The following is a 17,697-nucleotide window of genomic DNA, read 5'->3' on the forward strand; positions in this document are numbered from 1 at the left end:
GAGTGGAGCACATTGTGACCGATGCAGCTGAAGCAGATTATCCATTTGCAGACACGCGAGATTTCGATGACGCCCGCCGTGGATTCATCGGGTCGCTGACACCGGGGAACGTCCTGAACGCGGCGGGGGAGGTCGTCTGGGACGCAGACAGCTATGCGTTCATCCACGGCGAGCCTCCGTCGACCGTGCATCCGAGCCTGTGGCGGCAGTCACAACTCGTGTCGATGCAGGGCCTCTTCGAGGTGACCCCGCAGATCTATCAGGTGCGCGGTCTCGACCTGTCGAATATCAGCTTCGTCGAGGGCGACACAGGCGTCATCGTCATCGACCCGCTGATTTCAATCGAAACGGCTGCTGCGGCCTTGGCGCTCTATCGTAAGCATCGCGGCGATCGACCGGTCGTCGCTGTGATCTACACCCACTCGCACGTCGATCATTTCGGCGGGGTCGCCGGCGTGACCACCCAGGCAGACGTCGATGCCGGTCGGGTCGCGATCTATGCTCCTGCCGGATTCATGGGGCACGCGATCGAAGAGAACCTTTTCGCGGGCATTGCGATGACCAGGCGCGCCGGTTACATGTATGGCGCGGTGCTACCGCGCAATCCGCGCGGCGGCGTCGGTGCGGGGCTCGGCCAGACCACCTCGACCGGCACGCTCAGCATCATCGCGCCCACCGTTGAGATTTCCGCGACCGGCGAGGAGCACACCATCGACGGCGTGAAGGTCGAGTTCCAGCTGGCGCCCGGCACGGAAGCGCCCTCTGAGATGCACTTTCTCTTTCCGGAGTTGAAGGCACTGTGCATGGCCGAAAACGCGACGCACACGTTGCACAATCTGCTGACGCTACGCGGTGCTGTTGTGCGCAACCCGCACGTCTGGGCCCACTACCTCACCGAGGCGATCGAGCGTTTCGGCAGCCGCGCGGATGTCGTATTCGCGTCGCATCACTGGCCCACCTGCGGGCGTGAACGATTTGTGCAATTCCTCAGCATTCAGCGCGACCTGTACGCGTATCTGCACGATCAGACGCTGCGCTACATCAACCAGGGATTCACCGGTGCAGAGATCGCCGAGATGATCGAGCTTCCGCCTGCACTCGTGTCGCAGTGGCACACACACGGCTACTACGGCAGCGTCAGCCACAATGTGAAAGCGATCTACCAGCGTTACATGGGCTGGTACGACGGCAACCCAGCGCGACTCTGGCCGCATACCCCGGTCGATGCAGGAAAACGCTATGTCGAGTTCATGGGCGGTTCGGATGAGGTCGTGCGTAAGGCGCGGCGCTCATTCGAGGCCGGCGACTACCGCTGGGTCGCGCAGGTGCTCGACCACGTCGTGTTCGCCGAGCCTGATAACGCGGACGCACAGGCGCTGCTTGCCGACGCACTGGAGCAACTGGGGTTCGCCAGTGAGAACGGAACCTGGCGCTCGGCTTACTTGTCCGGGGCGATGGAACTGCGATCGGGCAACTTCGGTACCCCGGCAGGTGGCGATCTGAGCGGATTGATCGCCAAAATCACTCCGGAGCAGTTCTTCGACGCCATCGCGATCCAGATCGACGGTCCGAAGGCATGGGACCTCGACGGTTCGATCACCTGGAATTTCACCGATTCAGGTGAGCGCTATCGGACGACACTGCACAACGGCGTCTTCATCAACATGAAAGATTCTGCATTGCAGAGCGCGCTCACCGTCACCCTGAGCCACGCAGCGATCGGTCCGCTTGCTGCGGGATCTCTTCCCGGCGCGATCGCGGCGGGCATGACACTCGAGGGCGACCAGTCTCAACTGGGGATGATCTTCTCGGTGCTCTCGCCGGGTGACACCGCCTTCAATATCGTCACGCCGTAAAGATTCTTTTTCAAGAAACATTGGTTTCAAAAAACAAGGAAGGAATGACATCAGATGGCTGATTTCACGTATGGACCGGTCGAATTCATGCTGATCGGATTCGCCGGATCTCGCCCCGGACCAGAAGTGGTCGGAGCGATCCTCAACCTGATCGAGTCGGACACCGCGAAGTTGCTCGACATGGTGTTCGCGTCGCGCTCAAGCGATGGCGAACTCACCGTACTCGAGCTCGAAGAGGTAGCCGATGACTTCGGGCTCGCCGGGCTTGAGATCGATGAGCTCGGCCTGGCCGGAGAAGACGACATCGACGAGTTCGCCGATCAGATCGAACCGGGAACCTCCGCGGCACTCCTCGTCGTCGAACACGTCTGGGCGCGCGAGTTCGCCGCGGCACTGTACCGTGCGGGCGGCCAGGTGCTGTACTCGCAGCGCATCCCGGCTCCCGCAGTCAACGAACTGGTCGGTTCGCTCGGGGATTGACCCGAGCGACGGCCTCGAACGAAAAGAAGGTAGCAATGTTAGGACGAAGGATGGGGCGTCGAGGACTTCTCGGCGCTGCCGCAACCACGGCCGTGGTTGTGGGCACGGCCGGTGCCGTGTCCGGAGGAATGCAGCGCCGGAATGCCGCCAAAGCGGAGCAGGCATCCGAAGCGCAGGCCTACGAACAAGAGCAGCAGCAAGCGCAAATGAACGCGGCGGCCCAGCAAGTCGTCGCTGCTCAGCAGGCGGCTGCTCCCCAACCTGCCGCGGCAGGAGGCGAGGACGTGCTGACGCAGATTCAGAACCTCGCCACGATGCATTCGCAGGGCATCCTCTCGGATGAGGAATTCGCCGCTGCGAAGGCGAAGGTGCTCGCCTGAGGAGCGGGCAGCATGACTGGGCAGCGTGACCAGGCTGCGTGATCAGGCGGAGTAACCGGGCAGTGTGACCGGGCTGGCGCTGGGGCTCGTCGCCTCAGTACCCGCTCGGCCAGTTGAATGCGGCTGGGGCGACTGCAGTCGTGCCCGTCGGCACCACGACGATATCGATGTCTTCGTGCTCGGCGAGCGTGATCGCGGCGGGGTCACCCGATGTCTGCTTGCCGTTCACGAAGACCGTGACGGTTTGCCCGTCGCTGCCGCCGAGCGAGCCGATGTGGGTGGCGTCGAGGGCGACATCCCACTCGGTGAAGACTTCGCCGAGTGTGAACGTTGACTTCACTGGAGACTCGATGTGGATGATGCCGCTCGTGTCGTGCGTGTGCAACGGCGAGATCGTCTGAGCCGTCTCGTCGATGCCGAGGAGAGCCGGCACCTGCACCGCCTTCCCCTCGACCGTGACGCTCAGGTGCGAGTGAATGTGCTCGACGGCGCCCTCCGAGGTGAGCATTCCGAGCCCTGCGGCCTTGACTCGTGCGGTCGGGTCGGTCGGAGCCGCCCACGGCGGGGCCGTGCTGGCCCCGACAGCCACGACCGATGGAGTCGCGGGCACGTCCGTGGCGCCGGAGGCGTTTGCGCTGGAACCTGGCTTGGCGTTGACGACGAGCGTGACCGTGATCACCGCGAGGATCGCCGCAACGAGAACTCCGGAGATCGACCAGGTCAGGATGCGCCGGCGCCGTTCGCGGGCGCGCTGTACGCGCATCATTTCTGCGGCTTTGCGCTGGAGCTCCCGGGAGCGGGAACTAGAACCTGACGGCATACGTGCGACCTTCACTGTGCGGGCTTTCCATCATGCTGCAGGCCTCGATGGATTTGCTGAATGCCAGCGAGCGCTCAGTGAGTGACGCCGAAGGGCTATCGTCGAAGGTATGGATCTAGAACCGGGTGACATACGCACAACGCTTCCTCTCGTTTCCGCTACAGACGCAGCCTCTGTTCCGGCCGCGGCGCACGCAGACGGCACAGCCTGCACCTGCGGCGAAGAGAACGAGAAACACGTGGTGCTCGATGGTCGGCTGATCCCGCACGCCATTCGTCACGCAACCATTTTCGGCGCGCTCGACTCACTCGAGACTGGCGCAACGCTGACCCTGATCGTCGATCACAAGCCGATGCCATTGCTTGCGCAGCTCGAGGCGCGTAGCCCAGAGGCTTTCGATGTTGAGTTCATCCTGGAAGAGCCGCGAGAAGTAGCGGTGCGGTTCACACGCCTGTGAACTGACCGCGCGCCGAGCGCGGCAGCGCCGCTGGGCGACCACAGCGCGCCGGCCGATTATGGTGCGCGACGTGTCGAACGGACAGCGGTCACGCAGCATTTGGGGCGCCATGAACTGCGTTGCGCCCACTCTTTTGTGGTGCTCAAGCCGACCTGAACGGGCCTCTTGTCCTCAATTTGGTGGGTTTGGATTCTTATCCACAATTTGGGCTGTGACCGGCTGTTTACGGGGTTCGCGTGTCGGTGGTTGGTGATGGACTGCAGTCATGAGCAACATGGCAGCAGCCCCCGATCCGACCGGCACGCCGGCCGACGCTTTCGGCACCGATTTCGGTGTTACGGCCGGTGGTTTTGGCAGGGCGGCCGGTGGTCTCGGGGGTGGGGCTGGGGCGGCTGGTGGGGCGGTGGGTGGTGTTCCGGCGGTGGCGGATGCTGCGGCTCGCGTGATCATCGACGGCGCGCGTGAGGCGTTGGCTCGGCTGGTGGAGGTGGATCCGACGGTGTTGAGTGCGGATGGTTTGTTGCGGTTCGCCGCCGGTCTGGAGGGTTTGACTCGGCTGGTGGATCACGGTCATGTTGTGGTGGCGGCGGAGATCACGGTCCGGTCGCCGCGTACGGCGGGGTTTGAGGGGTTGGCTGCCCGGCACGGGTGTGCGACGGCTGCGCAGTTGATTGAGCGGGTGAGTGGGGTGTCCTCGCGTACGGCGCGGCAACGGGTGCGGGTCGCCGGCCAGGCGGCACCGCGCATCTCGGATGTGGGGTTGCCGTTGCCGGCACTGTTCCCGGCCGTTCGGGAGGCTCTGGCCGGTGGGGTGATCGGTATTGATGCCGCCGATGCGATCACAACCACGTTGAAGGTGTTGCCGCGCAGCATCCCGGTCGAGGCGGTGGCGTGGGCGGAGGCCACCCTGGTGGGCAACGCGGTCGGTACGGAAGACGCGCCGCCGGTGTGTGCGGATTTGCTCCGGGCTCAGGCGGCGGCGTTTAGGGACCGGTTGGATCAAGACGGCATCCAGCCGCGGGATGACCGCCTGGTGGCCAAACGGGGTATCCGGTTCTTCCGCAGGGCCGATGGGATGCTGGGCGTTGACGGGGCGTTGCCGCCGGCGCAGGAGGCGATCATCGTCCCGGTCTTCGACGCGTTCCTGTCCCCGCGCACGGCCCCGGCGTTCCTGGCCGCGGACGAAGACGGCGCACGGGGCGCCGTCGTGGGCGCGGCCGGTGAGAACGCCGCAGATCCGGGCACGGTAGGCGAGGGCGCGACCGGTGACGGTGTGACCGGTGACGGTGAGTCGGGTGTGATGCGGGATCCGCGCACTACCGATCAGCAACGCGCGGACATTCTGACCGCGTTGTGCGAGGGCGCCGCCCGGATCGGGCTGACTCCGCAATTGCAGGGTGCCGCCCCGACCGTGTTAGCAATCGTGCAGCAGACCGACCTGGACGCCGGTGAAGGTTACGGGGTGGCGGTCGGCACCGATCAGCCGTTACCGGCCGCGACGATCCGGCAGATCGCTTGCGACGGCGGCACCCAACAGGTCACCGTCGACGCCGGTGGGCGGGTGATCGACCTGGCGTCCAAGGCGCGTTTCTTCACCCCGTCGCAACGCAAGGCGATGATCGCCCGCGACGGACCCACCTGCGCCAGACCCGGTTGCAGAATCCCGGCGTACCTGGCCGAAGCTCATCATGTCATCCCCGACAGTGAGGGCGGACCCACCGAAATCGACAACGGCTGCCTGCTCTGCTGGTTCGATCACCGCCTGATCGAACGTGGCGAATTCACCGTCAAGATGGTTCGCGGCAAACCCGTCTTCAGCCCACCCGGCTGGTACACCAAACGCGAATACCTGAAACCACACAAACACAAATGAGTGCGGCGCGCGACTCTCAGCCCAAACCATCCCGGACGTTCTTGACATGGCTCACCGCGATCAGGAAGTGCCCGGCGTTGACAAGCCTGGATCGCAGAGCGCACGTCGTAACAATTGAAGAGCGTGCCGCACGATTCTGTAAGGATCGAAGTATGATTTCACAACTCCCGATTCTCGACCTGTCCCGGCTTGATGCGGGCCCCGCTGAAGCGGACGCGTTCCGTGCGGAACTTCGTCAGGTCACGCATGACATCGGCTTCTTCTACCTGGTGGGGCACGGAGTTGATCAGGCGCTCATCGAAGAATTGCTGCGCGTTGCACGCCGGTTCTTCGAACTGCCGGCAGAACAGAAACTCGCCATCGAAAATGTGGAGAGCCCGCAGTTCCGCGGATACACCAGGGTGGGTGGAGAACTCACGCACGGTGACGTCGACTGGCGCGAGCAGATCGACATCGGCGTTGAGCGGGACACGATCGAACGCGCACCGGGAGTTCCCGACTACTGGCGGCTCGAGGGTCCCAACCTCTGGCCGGAAGCACTACCTGAGCTACAGGCGGTCACCTCCCGCTGGAACGAGGAGCTGAGCACTGTTGCACTACGCCTGCTGCGGGCGTGGGCGCTGTCGCTCGGCGCTCCCGAGGATGTCTTCGACGCGGCTTTCGCGCAGCGGCCGTTCTCGTTGATCAAGATCGTGCGTTATCCGGGGGAGTCCGACCCGACACCGAAGCAAGGCGTTGGCGCGCATCGCGATGGCGGAGTCCTCACACTCCTCCTCGTCGAACCGGACAAGGGTGGACTGCAGGTCGAGCACGAAGGCGAGTGGGTCGATGCACCTTCCTTGCCAGGCGCCTTTGTCGTGAACATCGGCGAGATGCTCGAACTTGCAACGGGCGGCTATCTCAAGGCGACATTGCACCGCGTCGAGTCCCCGCTGATCGGCACAGATCGCATCTCGATCCCGTTTTTCTTCAACCCGGCTCTTGACACCCGGATGCCGCAACTCACGTTGAGCCCGGAACTCGCGGCCGAGGCGCGCGGTCTCTCCCTCGACCCGACGAACAGCCCCATTCTCGAAACGTATGGCGACAATGTCTTGCGCTACCGTTTGCGCGCGCACCCGAATGTCGCCGCGATCCACCACGCGGACTTGCTCGCGTAACACAGGACCGCGATCGGCACACCAGCAGTGTCAGCACACGGCAGTCAGCGCACCAGCAATCAGAACACCAGCACGCAGAACGCCAGCACGCAGAACGCCGGCAGTCAGTGCAGCGGCGGCGTGCGCGGGGGCGGAGTGCGACGCGAACCCGTTGCTTCGAATGCAGCGGCCAGTGTCAGCAGTGCCGTGTCATCGTAGGCACAACCGGCGAAGGTGAGACCGACCGGCATGCCGATGTCGCTCATCGTGCCCATCGGAACGGTGACGGTCGGAATCCCGAGGTGGCGGATCGCCAGGTTGCCGTTCGCCACCCACACGCCATTGCGCCAGCCGAGTTCTGCGGATGCCGGATTCACGTCCATGTCGGCAGGTCCGACATCCGCGACCGCAGGAAAAATCACGGCGTCCAGGCCGAGCCGGCCCATCCATTCTTCGAGATCGATCCGGCGGGTCTCTTCGAGGCCGCGGACTCCGGCCTCCAGAAAGGGGATGTCGCTCATCGCGTCCACCGGGCGATCGCGCACGATCGCCGGGTAGGTCGCGATGTCATCGTCGAAACCGTCATAGCGGTCCGGTAGTGAGCCTTCCGGGTGCGGGAAAATCTCCGCACCGTCGACATCCGCGAGCTGGCCCAGTGCCGGGTCGCCATTCGCGCGCAGGAAATCGTCCCACGCCCATGCTGACAGGTCGGCGATCTCGCTCTGCAGATAGTCCGCGCCGACGAGGCCGCGTGTTGCGATGGTCGGTGCGCCTGCCCGGTCGCCCTCGTAATTAGAGACCACCGGGAAGTCGACGGGCACGACCTCTGCGCCGGAAAATTCCAGCTCATGCTTCGCATCCCGCCACAGTTGCAGCACCGATTCGCGGGTGTGAATCGCACGCCCGGTCGACCCGCCGATGCCGGTATGCTCGCCGGTGCCGGCATCCGGGTCCTCGTTGATGTACATCCGCGGTACGCCGAACCGTCTGCCGGTGAGTGTCGCGCGCGCTTCCATCGCATCGGCCGGAGCCAACGCCGGAAAGTGCGCGGGCCGCACGCTGGACGCCAGCGGAATCTTCACCCACGGCTGCACACGCCAGAAGTCGCCACGGTGTCGGTCATCGCTGCCGGCAACATCATCGACGACGAGCACATCCAGCAGTTCGAGCAGGTCCGACATGGTGCGGGTGTGCGGAACGACAACGTCCATTGTCGGGACGAGCGGCCAGTTGCCGCGTACCGAGATCACGCCGCGCGACGGGGTGTAGGCGCACAGTGCGTTGTTCGAGGCCGGTGCCCGCCCCGACGACCAGGTTTCCTCTCCGAGCCCGAAGGCTGCGAAACTCGCCGCAGTCGCGGTGCCAGAGCCGTTCGAAGACCCTGACCCGAACGCCGACGTCAAGTAATCGGCGTTGTATGGGCTCTCCGCCCGGCCGTAGACTCCGCGCTGCATCCCGCCGTTGGCCATCGGCGGCATGTTGGTCAGGCCGATGAGCACCGCGCCAGCCTCGCGCAGCCTGTCGATCGCGAAGGAGTCGTGTTGTGCGATGAGGTGCTCGAACGCGGGGGAGCCGGCTGCGGCGGTCAGCCCGCGGGCGAGGTAACTGTCCTTCGCCGTGTACGGGATGCCGTCGAGCGGGCCGCGCGTCTCGCCACGCGACCTGCGCCCATCGGATGCGCGTGCGTCTGCGCGGGCATCCGGATTCATGACGACGATCGCATTCAGGAGGGGGCCGCTCCTGTCGTACGCCTCAATGCGTGCGAGATATTCGTCGAGGAGCTGCTCGCTCGTCAACTCTCCGCTCGTCAGTGCGGCGCGCAACTGTGCGATCGTGGCCTCAGCCACCTCGAGACGGCTCATCGGCCGTGCCGTGTGGTGCTGGCGTCGACGACACCGAGTGCAGGCTGCTGCTGCGTGATGCAGTGGATGCCGCCACCGCGCGCAAGAATCGGCCGCGCATCGACGGTGACGACGCGGCGCCCCGGATAGGCGGCTGCGAGAATTTTCGCCGCAGCGGCATCCGCCTGTTCTTCTCCGTAGCCGCACGCGATGACGCCGCCGTTGACGACCAGGTGGTTGACGTAACTCCAATCGACGAAGCCCTCGCTGTCGCGCAGAGTTGCCGGCGCAGGAAGCGGGATGATCTCGAAGCGGCGGCCGGCGGCATCCGTCTGCGTTTCGAGGAACGCGTGCAAATCGCGCGAGACCGAGAAATCCGGATGCTCCGGGTTGCGTTGCGAATGCAAGAGCAGGCGTCCCAGAGACGGGCTGGTTGCGATCATGTCGATGTGTCCGCGGGTTCCGTAATCTTCGTAGTCGCGCGTGAGGCCGCGCGGCAGCCACACGGTGTGACGGGTGCCGAGTGTTCGGGCAAACTCCTGTTCTACGCGCAGCTTGTCGGCATATGGGTTGCGTCCGCTGTCGAGTTGGACGGTCTCGGTGGCCAGCACCGTGCCGTCGCCGTCGACATGGATTGCGCCACCCTCGTTGACGAGCACGGAGCTGACGAGCTCTGCGCCGACCCGGTCGGCGACGAACCGCGCGATCTCGCGATCGAGATCCCACCTGGCCCACTGCTGAGCGCCCCAGCCGTTGAAGATCCAGTCGACAGCGCCGAGCACGTCGGGTCGTTCGTCGTCCACAACGAAAGTCGGTCCGAAGTCGCGCATCCAGAAATCGTTGAGCGGTGCCTCGAGCTGTTCGATCTCGCTGCCGAGCATGCGGCGGGCTCGTTCCGCCTCGCTCGGATCGACGACCATCGTGACCGGCTCGAATTCTGCGACAGCGTGGGCGACGGCGGTCCAGGTGACGTAGGCCTCTTGGGCCGACGCAGGGTCGTCGCCCAGGGTCAGCCCTTCGCGCGGAAAAGCCATCCAGGTGCGCTCGTGCGGTGCGGATTCAGCAGGCATGCGCCAGGCCATCCGGGACTCCTTCATTGCAGGTGAAATCACTGTTGATCACGTGATCAATAACAGTGCGAATGTATCTATACTGATGGCACAATGTCAAGAACTCCAGGCAAGAAGACCGAAAGAAAAGCGCCGTCGCAACGGGCGGCGGAGATTTCAGACGCGGCGCGCCGGCTTGCTTTGGATGGCGGGCTCGCCGCGGTCACCCTGCGCAGTGTCGCGGCGCGCGCGGGCGTGGCCTCTGCGCTCGTCGCGCACTACCAGCCCAATATGGACGCGCTGGTCGCCGACACGTTCGCAACGCTCGTGCATGCGGAGATCGAGGCGGTGACCGTGTTGATCGACGCGGACCCGACCGCGGTGGACCAGCTTGCACACCTGTTGAATACCTTGCTCGATGGCAGCAGAACCGACGTGACAGTGATCTGGGTGGATGCCTGGACACTCGGCAGGCGCAACGAACCACTGGCCGCGCGCGTGCGCGCCGAAATGGATGCGTGGCAGACCGTCGTGCGCGAAATCCTCGAGCGGGGTGTCGCGGAGGGGGAGTTCGAGACGGATGACGCGGCATCGCTCTCGTGGCAGATCCTCGGAATGATCGACGGGCTGAATGCGCAGGCGCTCGTGCGTTGGGGTACAGCGACGGATCGCAGCGTGCTGCTTGCACACGCCGTCGAAGGGATGCTGCGCCTGCCACGCGGTACGCTCGCCGTAGCTTGACACGGAGGCCGGTGAGGGGTGCCAATGGACCATGGGATTTCACCAGGTGATCGAGATCATCGGGATGGTTATCGACTTTGCCGGAGTCGCTGCCATCGTCGTCGGCGCGATCGCAGCGTCAGTCATCGCGGTGCGGAGCTACCTGCGCAAGAGCGGAGCGATCTACGTTCCGTTCCGGCGATCGCTGGGGCGTTCCATTCTGCTCGGCCTTGAACTGCTCGTTGCGGCAGACATCATCAGAACGGTCGCGCTCACGCCCACGTTGGAGAGCGTGGCGGTGCTTGCCGGCATCGTGCTGATCCGCACATTCTTGAGCTTCTCACTGGAACTGGAGATCTCCGGTCGGTGGCCGTGGCAAAAGCAGCCAAAGGCGGAGCCGTCTCAGCCCACCGATCCGGCGCCGGGCGGCCAGGCGTGAGTTGATAGCGTGAGCGAGTGAATTTCTCGATCCTGGCCCTCGTCGTGTTCGTCGGCCTGTCTGGACCGCTGCTCGCGCTGCGGCGATCCTGGGGCATCCCCGTCGCTGTCGGCGAGCTGGCCGTCGGGATGGTCATCGGGTCGTCGGGATTCGGCCTTATCGACGCCAAGGATCCGACGCTGACCGTGCTGGCCGACATCGGCTTCGGCCTCACCATGTTCGTGGTCGGATCTCACGTTCCGTTGCGGGATCGCGCAATCCGAGCAGCACTCGGCAGGGGAGCGATCGGGGCCGTCGTCGTCGGCGTTGCAGCGGCCGCGCTCGGAATCGCGCTCTCTGCCATCTTCGGCACGGGACACGCGGCGCTGTACGGTGTTTTGATCGCGTCATCGTCCGCGGCCATCATCCTGCCCGTTGTCGACTCGCTGCGACTGACCGGAGCCGGGATTCTGGGCCTCACCGTGCAAGTCGTTGTCGCAGACGTTGTGTGCATCGTCGCAGTACCATTGGCCATCGATCCCGTTCACGCCGGCCGGGCCGGCCTCGGGGCCGTGAGTATCGGAGCATGCGCCGTCATACTCTTTGTTCTGTTGCGTTGGCTTGACCGTCGTGGTGCGCTCAAGCGGTTCCACGCGGTTTCAGAGCGGCAAGCGTTCGCCCTCGAGTTGCGGGTGAGCCTGCTCCTACTGTTCTCCATGGCGGCACTCGCCCAGTTCACCCACATCTCGATCATGCTTGCGGGCTTTGCGCTGGGGCTGGTCATCGGCGGGGTAGGGGAGCCGCGCCGGCTGGCTCGACAGCTGTTCGGAGTGACAGAGGGCTTCTTCGCTCCGCTCTTTTTCGTCTGGCTCGGCGCGTCCATCGGACTGCGCGGGCTCATCGAGCACCCGTGGATGATTATGCTCGGCGTCGCTCTCGGCGCAGCGGCTCTTATCGCACACCTCGTGTCGCGCGCGACAGGTCTGCCATGGCTGCTCGCCATGATGTCTGCTGGGCAACTCGGTGTGCCGATCGCTGCGGTCGCGCTCGGCCTTCAATCCGGGCTGCTGGCCCCCGGAGAAGACGCAGCCATTCTGCTTGGCGCCGTACTCAGCGTGTTCGTCACCACGGTTGCAGGAGGTGCTTACGCGCGGCGTACGAAGGTGACGATGGCCGGAGCCCAACCGCCGAGTACCCAAGCGCCGAACACCCAACCGCCGAACACCCAACCGCAGGGCTAAGCACCGGAGTCTGCCGCACGATGGCCGAAGGTCGCCGCCGTGACTGTGCGGTACGAGTTGATGACAATCGACTCGAGCACGCCGAGGTCGACTGTGTCGAGATTTTTGAGATACAGGCATCCGACGCCGGTGGTGTGCTCGCCAATCCGCGCGAGTTGCGTTGAGTACGCGCCGACGCCGTCGGGCAGGTAGACGCTCATTGCGGCCTTCCGCGGAGAGAACGCAGCAGCAGGAGCGTCACCTTCGCGCCCACTCCTGTATTTGTAGTGGTAGCTGCCGAATCCGATAATGGACGGGCCCCACAGGTGTGCAGCCTGCCCCGTTACCCTGGTCATCAGTTCGAGCAGCGTGTCAGCATCACGGCGTCGAACAGTGCCGGGGACGTTGTCGATGAAGGCCCGAACGATGGAAGCTTGCGCTGCGTCGTCTGCTGAGATCACGATTGCACCCTGTTTCGTTGGATGTGGGACCGCGCGTGTGCGATCGCGGGTTCGAGTTGCTCGAAGAGATGGTTCGGATGGCGCAGTGAGCCGATGACGCCAACGCGCTCGAGGAGGGCGAGGTGATCCGGCTTGATGCCCTTGATGATCACGGTGACACCGCGGTTCTCGAGTGCGGTGACGAGCTCTGCGAGTGTGTGCGCCCCCGTGGCATCGAGCAGCTGCAGTTGGGACAGTCGCAGAATCACCACGTCGATGCCGTGATGCTCCGAAACCCGTTCGACGATACGTTCAGCCGCGCCGAAGAACAGTGAACCGTCGATGCGGAACACGGCGATACGTTCGTCGCCCGGCAACACTGCGTCATCGAGTTCTTCGCGGTGCACTCCGCTCGCCTTGCTCAATGCCCGCAGGGCGAAGAACGCGGCTACGGCGATTCCGATGGCCACGGCGATGATCAGGTCGAATGAGACCGTGATGATCGCGGTGACGATGAACACGAGTGCATCAGATCGGGTGGAGCGAAGCACACGGCGCACGATACTCGGCGAGATCATCTTGGCTGCTGTCATCATCAGAACTCCGGACAACGCGGCCAACGGGATCAACGCGACCACGGTCGCCGCGAAATACACGACGCCGAGCAACGCGAGCGCGTGCACGATCGCAGCGAGGCGGGTCTTGCCGCCGGAGCGCAGGTTCACCGCAGTGCGAGCGATCGCTCCAGTGGCCGGCATTCCACCGAAGAATCCGGATGCGAGCGACGCCAGGCCCTGCCCGACCAGCTCGCGATCCGCGTTGTACGGGCCGGTGTCAGACATCGATGCGGCCACCCGTGCGGAGAGCAACGACTCGATTGCGGCCAGCGCTGCCACGGCGAATGCCGGGCCGGCGAGTGAGGTCAGGTCGAGCCATCCGAATGTCGGTATCGACGGCGTCGGCAGAGATCGTGGTAACTCGCCAATGGTGGCTATGTCGAGCCCCGTCACGGCAACGATCGCCGCCACGAGGGCGATCGCAATGAATGAGGCGGGCAAGCGTCGGTTGACGCGAACCATCAGAATCATCGTGAGACAGACGGCACCCACAGCCGCAAGCGGCACGAGCGCCCGCGGCCACTGCGCAGCCGCAATCGATTGAATGGCCGCGATTACGGCGTTGGTGCTGCGGCCGGCAGCTGAGACGCCGACCGCAGCGGGAACTTGCTGCAGGAAGATGATCACACCGATCCCAACCGTGAAGCCCTCGATCACGGGCCAGGGGATGTAGCTGACGGTCCTGCCCAGTCGCAGCAGTCCGGCCGCCAACACGATGATGCCGGCCAGCACGCTGACAACGGCCACGGCTGCGACACCATGACTCGCCACGATCGGCGCGAGAACCACCACCATTGCGCCGGTCGGGCCGGACACCTGAATGTTGGATCCGCCGAACACAGCGGCGACGAGGCCAGCCACGATCGCCGTGATCAGACCGGCCTCTGCTCCCGCCCCAGAGCTGACTCCGAAAGCCAGAGCCAGCGGCAGCGCGACGATCCCGACGGTGATGCCGGCGAGCACGTCGCCACGCCAGCTTGTGCGTAGCGAGCGGTAATCGGCCCCGCTTGGCAACAGCGATCGGATGGCGACGGCTCGCGCCTTCACTGACCGGCTCCCGGCGCGGCGCTTGGGATAACCGGCAGCGAGTCGACCGACAGGAACTGCCGTTGCGAGGCGTCAAGCACATCGGCAAGCAGTTGGCGTGCCACGCGCAGCAATTCTGCGACCTCGGGGAATGCGAGCCGGTAGAAGACCGTGCTCGCCCGCCGCTCGGAGAGCACGAGGCGATCGCGGCGCAGCACCGCCAGGTGCTGCGACAGGTGGGACGGCTCGAGACCGGTCTCGACCAGCATTTGTGTGACGGAGACCTCCGCGGTCTCCGTTGATGGCGATACCGCCGCGGCAGCCGCCGCAGCTGAGAGGATCTCGAGGATGCGGATGCGATACGGATGCGCGAGTCCCCTGAACAGGTTCGCCTTGATCTCGTAAAGCGGGCGTTGTTCAGTCGCGATGATCACAGTTGTGGCTAGCTCCTTTCGCGAGCTCGGGCACTGCTTCGGGAATCAGATTGCAATATGATGAAGCCATCATATCAGTAAGACCACGTCGGCCCTTGTGCAGTCCCAGCCGGCTGTTCCTCGCTATGCGGCCTGGCGCGGCTCGCAGATGACCACCGGGATCTCACGGGTGGTCTTCTTCTGATATTCGGCGTAGCCGTGGTACGACGCGACGATCGCGGGCCACAGTTCGGTTCGTTCCTCAGGTGTCGCCTTTCGCGCGCGCATCGGAATGGTCTTCTCACGCACAGTCAATTCGACGTCAGGGTTGGCCAGAAGATTCAGATACCACTGCGGATGCCTGTCGTCGCCTCCCTTAGATGCGACCAGGCAGTATCGGCTGTGATCATGCACCGGCGAATTGAGCATCGTCGCGCGGGATTTGCCCGACTTGCGGCCGATCGTGTGGAGTTCGACGACGGTGACCGATCCCATCGACCATCCGACGTGTCCACGCGTCACCGCCACCAGCGCGCGGTGCGACGCATTCATCGACTTCATCATCACGTCGGTCAGCTGATTGCGAATGCTCATACCCGGAGTCTGCCACGGCACGTTCGCGTTGTTGAAGAATGCGACACTTCCGCAATTTCACAGCGCGCACCCAGAGAAGCGGGAACAGGGCGACAGGTCATACGGTTGTCTAGCCCTGTGAGGCCGGCAGCGGCGTACGCTGCTGGGGGAGAGGAGATCATCACGATGTCGGGAACAACAGAGACAGCGATTCTTGCCGGGGGATGCTTCTGGGGAGCGCAGCAACTGCTTCGTCGGCGTCCAGGTGTGATTTCGACCCGGGTCGGCTACTCCGGTGGCACAACCCCGAACGCGACGTACCGCAACCACGGCAGTCACGCCGAGTCCGTCGAGATCGTCTTCGACCCTGAACAGATCAGCTTCCGCGATCTGCTCGAGTTCTTCTTTCAGATCCACGACCCGTCGACAAGGGATCGTCAAGGCAACGACGTGGGAGCCAGCTATCGTTCGGCGATCTTCTATACGTCCGACGAGCAGAAGCGCGTCGCCGAAGAGACGATCGCGGATGTGGACGCGTCCGGCCTGTGGCCGGGAAAGGTCGTCACCGAGGTGACGGCGGCCGGGCCGTTCTGGGAGGCAGAAGAGGAGCATCAGGACTACCTCGAGAAGTACCCGAACGGGTATACCTGCCACTACGTGCGGCCGGGCTGGAAGCTGCCGCATCGCGAGAGTCAGCCCGCCAGCTGAGGAGGCGCAGCGATGGCGATCTTCACCCGCGGATTCGGTGGTCGCAGCCGCGAGCACAACCCGGACCTGCCGCCCGGGCAGTATCTGACCGAAGATTTCCCGGTGCTCTCGGCTGGGCCGACGCCGCAGATCGCCACCGCCGACTGGGAGTTCCTGATCCGCACCGAGAGCGGGGTCACGCATCGGTGGGACTGGACGCAGCTGCACCAGCTCGCGATCGAGGACGTCACCACGGACATCCACTGCGTGACCCGCTGGTCGAAGCTCGGCACGCACTGGCGCGGCGTCTCTCTCGACACCCTGTTCGAGAACGTCGAGACCACTGACGAGTTCGTTATGGTGCACTCGTATGGCGGCTACACCACCAACGTTCCGCTGGCGGATCTTCGGGACGGCAAGGCCTGGATCGCCTTCGAGTTCGGCGGTGAGCCGCTGCTTGCGGAGCACGGTGGGCCCGCGCGCCTGCTCGTGCCGCACCTGTACTTCTGGAAGAGCGCCAAATGGGTCCGCGGCCTCGTGATGCAACCCGACGACGAGCCGGGCTTCTGGGAGCAGAACGGCTACCACCTGTATGGCGACCCGTGGCGGGAACAGCGCTACTCGTGAACGCGAACGCGTGAAGGCCCTCCCGTGACGACACCCGGCGTCGGCGCTTGGCGCGTCGGCGTCGTCGCAGACACGCGGATGCTCACCCCGAGCGGACGCAGCATCCTGCTGGATGTGCCGGGCTGGCCCGGCAATATCGCCGGCCAGCATGCCGATGTCCGACTCACGGCCGAGGACGGGTACCAGGCGGTGCGCTCCTATTCACTGGCATCTGTCGGCGCAGGCCAACAGGTCGAGCTGGCCGTCGACCGGTTGCCGGACGGCGAGGTTTCGCCCTATCTCGTCGACGACCTTCGGGTCGGCGATCAACTGGAAGTCCGTGGGCCGCTCGGCGGATGGTTTGTCTGGAAGCCAGAACTATCCGACGGCACCGGCCTCGACCCGGTGCAGCTGATCGGCGGCGGGTCCGGCATTGTTCCGCTGATCGCGATGATCCGGTCGCATCGAGCAGTTGCCAGTCATACGCCGTTTCGACTGCTGTACTCCGTGCGAACACCCGAAGACGCGTTCTTCCGCGACGAACTCGAGCAGCCCGGCGACGACGTCAGCGTCACGGTCTTCTACACTCGGCGCGTTCCGGATGCGTGGCCTCGCCCGCCCGGGCGCGCCACCGAAGCGGAACTGGCGGCCGCGACGATTCCGGCAGCGCAGCATCCGACGGTCTTCGTCTGCGGACCGACCGGATTCGTCGAGGCGACCTCTCGCGTGCTTGTCGCGCACGGGCACGATCCGCACCTGGTGAAGACAGAACGATTCGGAGGTGGCTGATGTCCGTGCGTCATAGCCAGCATGCGCCTGGCAGCGACCTGCTTGACGGCAACGTGCTGGCCGGCCCACTCGCGGAACTGTTCGTGTTCGACGTGACGACCGCACTCGAGCGCTGTGCCAGCTGCTCAGATGTCGAGCCGCTCGCGCGCGCTATCGTCTACGGCAGTCCAATGGGTTGGGTCGTGCGGTGTCCCACCTGTGAAGAGGTGCTGATGGTCATGGTGCGCACGGGGGAGCGCTACAGTCTCACGGCCCGCGGCATGTCATGGGTGAGGGTCGCGCGCTGACGCAGC

Annotated in this window: 20 protein-coding genes; 13 read left to right on the forward strand and 7 right to left on the reverse strand. The window is 64.7% G+C overall.

What is annotated here, in order from left to right:
- The first annotated feature begins 14 nt into the window (after positions 1 to 14).
- The 3 genes from QU604_RS09615 to QU604_RS09625 are packed head-to-tail and all read left to right on the forward strand — an operon-like array spanning position 15 to position 2,716.
- Positions 15 to 1,856 carry an alkyl/aryl-sulfatase gene (locus QU604_RS09615; protein ID WP_308468583.1) on the forward strand — a complete coding sequence of 614 codons (1,842 nt, stop codon included), beginning with the start codon at positions 15 to 17 and terminating at the stop codon, positions 1,854 to 1,856.
- Between the two features lie 54 nt (positions 1,857 to 1,910).
- A complete protein-coding gene (locus QU604_RS09620; RefSeq protein ID WP_308468584.1) occupies positions 1,911 to 2,336 on the forward strand; it encodes a DUF6325 family protein in 426 nt (141 codons plus the stop codon).
- A gap of 50 nt (positions 2,337 to 2,386) precedes the next feature.
- Entirely contained in the window at positions 2,387 to 2,716 is a 330-nt protein-coding gene (locus QU604_RS09625) for an SHOCT domain-containing protein (protein ID WP_308468585.1), read from the forward strand.
- 94 nt (positions 2,717 to 2,810) lie between these two features.
- Here the strand turns inward: QU604_RS09625 and QU604_RS09630 are convergent, their stop codons facing one another.
- Positions 2,811 to 3,482: a hypothetical protein gene (locus QU604_RS09630; RefSeq protein ID WP_308468586.1), complete on the reverse strand. Its 672-nt coding sequence runs from the start codon at positions 3,480 to 3,482 to the stop codon at positions 2,811 to 2,813.
- A gap of 163 nt (positions 3,483 to 3,645) precedes the next feature.
- Here QU604_RS09630 and QU604_RS09635 point away from each other — a divergent pair, with 163 nt between their 5' ends.
- From QU604_RS09635 to QU604_RS09645, 3 genes are all read left to right on the forward strand, one after another.
- Complete coding sequence (locus QU604_RS09635; protein WP_308468587.1) at positions 3,646 to 3,993, forward strand: DUF2249 domain-containing protein; 348 nt, start codon at positions 3,646 to 3,648, stop codon at positions 3,991 to 3,993.
- 265 nt (positions 3,994 to 4,258) lie between these two features.
- Positions 4,259 to 5,866 (forward strand): HNH endonuclease signature motif containing protein, encoded by a 1,608-nt coding sequence (locus tag QU604_RS09640; protein ID WP_308468588.1) that lies wholly within the window; start codon positions 4,259 to 4,261, stop codon positions 5,864 to 5,866.
- Between the two features lie 152 nt (positions 5,867 to 6,018).
- Complete coding sequence (locus tag QU604_RS09645; RefSeq protein ID WP_308468589.1) at positions 6,019 to 7,026, forward strand: isopenicillin N synthase family dioxygenase; 1,008 nt, start codon at positions 6,019 to 6,021, stop codon at positions 7,024 to 7,026.
- 104 nt (positions 7,027 to 7,130) lie between these two features.
- Here the strand turns inward: QU604_RS09645 and QU604_RS09650 are convergent, their stop codons facing one another.
- Both QU604_RS09650 and QU604_RS09655 read right to left on the reverse strand, forming a co-directional pair.
- On the reverse strand, positions 7,131 to 8,867 hold the full coding sequence (locus QU604_RS09650; protein ID WP_308468590.1) for an amidase: 1,737 nt from the start codon (positions 8,865 to 8,867) through the stop codon (positions 7,131 to 7,133).
- Positions 8,864 to 9,928 carry an agmatine deiminase family protein gene (locus tag QU604_RS09655; RefSeq protein ID WP_308468591.1) on the reverse strand — a complete coding sequence of 355 codons (1,065 nt, stop codon included), beginning with the start codon at positions 9,926 to 9,928 and terminating at the stop codon, positions 8,864 to 8,866. Before QU604_RS09655 ends, QU604_RS09650 begins: the two co-directional genes overlap by 4 nt.
- Positions 9,929 to 10,009: 81 nt before the next feature.
- Here QU604_RS09655 and QU604_RS09660 point away from each other — a divergent pair, with 81 nt between their 5' ends.
- Genes QU604_RS09660 through QU604_RS09670 form a run of 3 tightly spaced genes read left to right on the forward strand, consistent with a single transcriptional unit; the run spans position 10,010 to position 12,274 of the window.
- A complete protein-coding gene (locus QU604_RS09660; protein ID WP_308468592.1) occupies positions 10,010 to 10,636 on the forward strand; it encodes a TetR/AcrR family transcriptional regulator in 627 nt (208 codons plus the stop codon).
- A 31-nt stretch (positions 10,637 to 10,667) separates the two neighbouring features.
- Positions 10,668 to 11,054, forward strand: coding sequence for a DUF1622 domain-containing protein (locus QU604_RS09665; protein ID WP_308468593.1), 387 nt, complete (start codon positions 10,668 to 10,670; stop codon positions 11,052 to 11,054).
- 17 nt (positions 11,055 to 11,071) lie between these two features.
- A complete protein-coding gene (locus QU604_RS09670) occupies positions 11,072 to 12,274 on the forward strand; it encodes a cation:proton antiporter (protein WP_308468594.1) in 1,203 nt (400 codons plus the stop codon).
- Here QU604_RS09670 and QU604_RS09675 read toward each other — a convergent pair.
- From QU604_RS09675 to QU604_RS09690, 4 genes are all read right to left on the reverse strand, one after another.
- Positions 12,271 to 12,714 carry a DUF1801 domain-containing protein gene (locus tag QU604_RS09675; protein WP_308468595.1) on the reverse strand — a complete coding sequence of 148 codons (444 nt, stop codon included), beginning with the start codon at positions 12,712 to 12,714 and terminating at the stop codon, positions 12,271 to 12,273. The genes QU604_RS09670 and QU604_RS09675 overlap by 4 nt on opposite strands.
- Entirely contained in the window at positions 12,711 to 14,357 is a 1,647-nt protein-coding gene (locus tag QU604_RS09680) for a SulP family inorganic anion transporter (RefSeq protein ID WP_308468596.1), read from the reverse strand. The genes QU604_RS09675 and QU604_RS09680 overlap by 4 nt, the downstream gene beginning before the upstream one ends.
- Positions 14,354 to 14,770, reverse strand: coding sequence for an ArsR/SmtB family transcription factor (locus QU604_RS09685; RefSeq protein ID WP_308468597.1), 417 nt, complete (start codon positions 14,768 to 14,770; stop codon positions 14,354 to 14,356). The genes QU604_RS09680 and QU604_RS09685 overlap by 4 nt, the downstream gene beginning before the upstream one ends.
- Positions 14,771 to 14,893: 123 nt before the next feature.
- A complete protein-coding gene (locus tag QU604_RS09690; RefSeq protein ID WP_308468598.1) occupies positions 14,894 to 15,343 on the reverse strand; it encodes a nitroreductase family deazaflavin-dependent oxidoreductase in 450 nt (149 codons plus the stop codon).
- 165 nt (positions 15,344 to 15,508) lie between these two features.
- Here QU604_RS09690 and msrA point away from each other — a divergent pair, with 165 nt between their 5' ends.
- Genes msrA through QU604_RS09710 form a run of 4 tightly spaced genes read left to right on the forward strand, consistent with a single transcriptional unit; the run spans position 15,509 to position 17,691 of the window.
- Complete coding sequence (msrA, locus tag QU604_RS09695; protein ID WP_308468599.1) at positions 15,509 to 16,030, forward strand: peptide-methionine (S)-S-oxide reductase MsrA; 522 nt, start codon at positions 15,509 to 15,511, stop codon at positions 16,028 to 16,030.
- 12 nt (positions 16,031 to 16,042) lie between these two features.
- Positions 16,043 to 16,636 carry a molybdopterin-dependent oxidoreductase gene (locus QU604_RS09700; RefSeq protein ID WP_308468600.1) on the forward strand — a complete coding sequence of 198 codons (594 nt, stop codon included), beginning with the start codon at positions 16,043 to 16,045 and terminating at the stop codon, positions 16,634 to 16,636.
- Positions 16,637 to 16,660: 24 nt separating this feature from the next.
- Positions 16,661 to 17,404, forward strand: coding sequence for a ferredoxin reductase (locus QU604_RS09705; RefSeq protein WP_308468601.1), 744 nt, complete (start codon positions 16,661 to 16,663; stop codon positions 17,402 to 17,404).
- Positions 17,404 to 17,691, forward strand: a complete 288-nt coding sequence (locus tag QU604_RS09710; protein WP_308468602.1) for a DUF6510 family protein — start codon at positions 17,404 to 17,406, stop codon at positions 17,689 to 17,691. Before QU604_RS09705 ends, QU604_RS09710 begins: the two co-directional genes overlap by 1 nt.
- The last annotated feature ends 6 nt before the right edge of the window (positions 17,692 to 17,697 follow it).

Source organism: Rathayibacter sp. SW19 (assembly GCF_030866825.1).
Classification (GTDB): Bacteria; Actinomycetota; Actinomycetes; order Actinomycetales; family Microbacteriaceae; genus Rathayibacter_A; species Rathayibacter_A soli.